Annotated in this window: 4 protein-coding genes; 1 reads left to right on the top strand and 3 read right to left on the bottom strand. The window is 60.8% G+C overall.

All coding sequences use genetic code 11. The features are described 5' to 3' along the window. Positions 1-809: 809 nt before the first annotated feature. Positions 810-1,199 carry a hypothetical protein gene (locus tag WCA53_RS10510; RefSeq protein ID WP_423908836.1) on the top strand — a complete coding sequence of 130 codons (390 nt, stop codon included), beginning with the start codon at positions 810-812 and terminating at the stop codon, positions 1,197-1,199. 163 nt (positions 1,200-1,362) lie between these two features. Here the strand turns inward: WCA53_RS10510 and WCA53_RS10505 are convergent, their stop codons facing one another. The 3 genes from WCA53_RS10505 to WCA53_RS10495 all read right to left on the bottom strand — a co-directional run bounded on the left by WCA53_RS10505 (position 1,363) and on the right by WCA53_RS10495 (position 3,496). Beyond that, on the bottom strand, positions 1,363-1,572 hold the full coding sequence (locus WCA53_RS10505; protein ID WP_423908833.1) for a hypothetical protein: 210 nt from the start codon (positions 1,570-1,572) through the stop codon (positions 1,363-1,365). A gap of 479 nt (positions 1,573-2,051) precedes the next feature. Continuing rightward, positions 2,052-2,603 carry a hypothetical protein gene (locus WCA53_RS10500; protein ID WP_423908830.1) on the bottom strand — a complete coding sequence of 184 codons (552 nt, stop codon included), beginning with the start codon at positions 2,601-2,603 and terminating at the stop codon, positions 2,052-2,054. A 653-nt stretch (positions 2,604-3,256) separates the two neighbouring features. Continuing rightward, positions 3,257-3,496 (bottom strand): hypothetical protein, encoded by a 240-nt coding sequence (locus tag WCA53_RS10495; RefSeq protein WP_423908827.1) that lies wholly within the window; start codon positions 3,494-3,496, stop codon positions 3,257-3,259. Between the last annotated feature and the right edge of the window lie 362 nt (positions 3,497-3,858).

Here is a 3,858-nt window from a genome sequence, read left to right as displayed (position 1 = left end):
GCCAAAGCTTTGGCCGCAACCGGAGCCGAGCGCGAATGCAACGCGACATCGACAACGGCGGCGATGGCAAGAACGCTCCGTCGCGACAATAAGTTCATATCGTACCTCCTACGATGAGCCGGCGGCGCGACTAGCGCCACCAACGATACGTAAGTATTTGGCGCGACCGTTAAGGGAATTCAATCACCAGAATTGTGGTGTTGGCGATGCGTCATTGCAATGGCTGCTTCAAGAGGCACTCGGGCCAGCCCCGCGTGACCCTGCAGTAAAAGAAAATTTACAGTGCGCCGGCCGCTAATTTGTCCTAAGGCAAGACCATTGACGACAGAACCACGTGGAGACCCCCGCGGGGTTTTCGTTTTGGAGCGTGATGGGCTGGCGCGAACGGCCATGAAATTTACGGTAACCTCTAGGGTTGGCGTCAACGAAGTCGCCGCCCGTTCTGAAAGCGCAAGGGCCGCCCTTGAGCAAGTCCTCGTGCTACTCGGGCGCAAGCGAACGACGTTCGCATCTTTGATGAGGACGGCTCGCGCCGAACTCCGGCAGAGTTATGCCTGCTCGCAGCTCGAGAGGTTGCAATGCTGCCCGATAATAAGGGCTGACCTTCCCGGCGCTCGCCGGTGTAGAGCCCGCCGCCCGTATCCGGCGCTGGCCGGGCGTGCCCTCCCGAGACTGAGGACCGCACAGCCGCCAACTGGAGGCGGAAAGCCGGCGAGGCGCTCGGACTCGCGGCTTTTCTTTCGCCATCGTTGGCCGCCATACTCATGCACGCACCTCATCGGCGTACGGCGAATGCAGGGAGGAGATTCGTGACGAGGCGTATCATCTTGGCCGTTACGATTGCGGCGGCGCTGTTCGGCCTTGTCGTGGCCCCGGTGCTCGCTCAGAACTCGGAGGCGGCGCCAGCTGCTGCCGCGCTCATGAAGTCCAAGCTCAAGGCGCCGGCGGGCGGCACCGTCACGGTGAAAGTGACGAACTGGCGCGAGGCCGATCTCGTCGAGCTCCAGGTGGTCGAGAGCGGCTCGGCTAGCTGGAAGAAAGTGCTAGGCGTGCTGAAAGCCGGCCAATGGACATGGGCTAAAGCACCGCAGGGCAAGAATTGTCATGTAGATCTGCGCGGGAAATACGCCGACGGTAAGTCGGCGGATGTGTCCAAGGTCGATATCTGCGCGGACAAGACAGTCGACTTGGTCAATTGACGCGACCGGCCGCTCTTCAACTGCCCCAGGCCCGATCGAACTTCGCATCAAACCCCGCGCAGACAGACGAGCCCCTTAGCGCCACAAGGTCATTGTCCTGGCGCGTCTCGCCTGACCGGGAGAAGTTGGCAGAGCCGGTGCGCAAGAGGCGATGATCGACGCACTAGCCTTTCAGGTGCATCAGTTCGCCGCCTGGCGCTTTCGATCGAATCTCGAGGCCTTGAACTTGTCCGCCCAGCTGCGCCGTTACGTCGAATTCGCTTAGCCTCGCCTCCTCGCCAGCGTCGAGCCAGATGCGCACCTTCACTCCGCGCACGGCTGCCGCGCGCAATGCCTCGACGACGGAGCGGTCGGTCACCACATAGGCCGCCATGTCGATTTGCTCGCCGCCTCACGTAGCAAGGCGACATCAACCCTTTCCAAGTCCTCACCCGGCGCATAGTGGATTTCTGCCGCACCGCTGACAGGGCATGGCGTCTCGACGGCGCCGGACCTATGCTCAAGCGCCATTCCGAGCAGGACGGCCGGTAGGACGAAGAGCAGACTCGGGAACATTCGGAAACGGGTCACGATCGCAGTTCTTTTGTTCTTGAAATGTTCTCCTGTCCATGTATCCTCTGGCGTCATGGATGACAAGCTCACGCCCGCCACTCGGGATGACATTGAAACCTGTCTCTCCTTGGGCCTGACCAGTGGTCGAAGCTGCGCAAGAAGTCAGGCGGCCGAGGTCACCGCAAAGGTCGTCGCCGAGCGCCTGGTAGCCGAGCTTGAGAGATCAGGGTTCGTGATCTTGCGGAAGCCGATCCCAATGGGGGGCGCCGGCGATAATCCCGGCGCGAGGACTCCCGGCCGCTAGGCTCGAAGGCCGGCCGCGGCTGTCCTTCGCGACGCGCGGTAGCTCGCAAAGCCCAGCCCAGCGAATCCGGTGAGCGTCATTGCCCAGGTCGACAATTCCGGCACAGCGGCTACACTCAGAGTTCCGCTCTCCTCGATCGGGTAATTGTAGCTGCCGACCGACTCCCAGAGCGAATAATTGCCGGGCGAGGTTCCCCAGAGGTTCCAATAGCCGCCCGGATTCTGAGCGGTGACGAACAACAGCCCATCGACATCGAAGGGCATGCCCGATGCATGGTACAGGTTGTCATAGATGAACGAGCCGTCCGGGCTGTAAGCCGCGCCGGATAAGTTCGGGTTGGGAGCAATCCCGCTGATAGTCTGGTCGGCGAGACCGGAAATCACGCCCGACACCCCAGTCACCTCGCCGTCCGTGCTGACCGTGATTTGGCCCCCAGCCGTTAATTCGGAGTCGAACGACTCGAATGTGAACTTGTAGATCGACGCATTCGCCGCGACCGGCGCGAGACCCGCAGCAGCAAGACCGATGGCGAGCAATATTCTCTTCATTGTGGCTCCCCTTGAGCAGGTCCGGACGAAATCCAGGCCGCCCGATATAGATGCGGGGGGCGAAAGCGACATGCCTCAAGGGGCCAATGTTTTGTCTTTTGGCGCCAAAGCTCTCAACGGCGCTCGAGCTCGGCTCGTAGCACACCCGGTCTAGGGAAAGTCAAAATGGCCAGTCGCTCGCAGGCCGTCCTCCACTTGCTGCGACGATCTCGGCTACAGCGGCCTCCAGCTTCTTGGCTGTGGCTAGCGCCCGATCGTACTCAAGTTCACCGGGGCGGCTACTGACGTCGACCGCATAGAATCGCGCCCATGCTGTCGACAGCTCCTCACCAAGAGTGTTGAGAAGTGCGTCTTTCGAAGTCCGATCGTCCGAAAAAATCATGCCCCTCCCTCGACCACAATCGCGCTTCTAAAACAGGCGTCGATCGCACACGACGCTGCTGCGTTGCCGGTTTGACCTTAACAATTTGTTACTTGCCATAGAGCAACTAAGGGCGCAGGCGCCAACACTGCCGAATACAGATAATCGAAGGGCAAAATGGTGAGTTGATCGACAGAGAGACATTTGAACGCGAGCACTTAAAAAAGCGGCCGCGCTATCCGACGCGCCCGCGCCTCGGCGCCCTGGGCGAGGGGCATGCTCCCTAGTCGCGCTAGGCGCGGCGCAGGATCGTCGACCGCGCAAGGGGGGAGTTGAGCGCGGCGACGGGACGCTCAGAGGCGACGTCTTGCGCTGCCAGTCGCTCCAAGCGGCGGCGTAGATCGGCCAGCACCTTGACTGGCATTCCCGTGCCCACGCGGCCGGCATAGATGAGTTTGCCCTCATCCGTGCAGTACCCGAGCAGGAGACCCCAGAGATGCGGCCGCGATCCTTCCGGATCTGACCAGTCCACGATCACGAACCCTGACGATTGAGCGCTTTGGCTTTACGCCATGGGCCGCGGTTTCCAGGAGCATAGGGCGCGTCGATCGTCTTGGAGACCACGCCTTCAAAACCGAGCTTGCCGGCGTGCTTCAGGATAAGCTGTGTGGACCGCCCTTTTCATTTGGGCGTATCGAGGGAGTTTCACTGTTCACGGCGATTTGATTGAATAGATGGTGGGGCGGACTCATTGGACCACTCTCATGTTCGCCGTTTCAAGTAGCAGGCACAAGAATGCTTTGCTCGCGCGCGAGCGGTTCAGAATGGCCGTGACTGAGCAGGGCAGGAGGCACGATCATCAAAACGACGGTTGATCATGCTCTTCTGTAACGG

This window comes from Caballeronia sp. (genome assembly GCF_049581465.1).
Taxonomy (GTDB): domain Bacteria; phylum Pseudomonadota; class Gammaproteobacteria; order Burkholderiales; family Burkholderiaceae; genus Caballeronia.
This window is presented reverse-complemented; position numbering and strand designations above follow the sequence as displayed.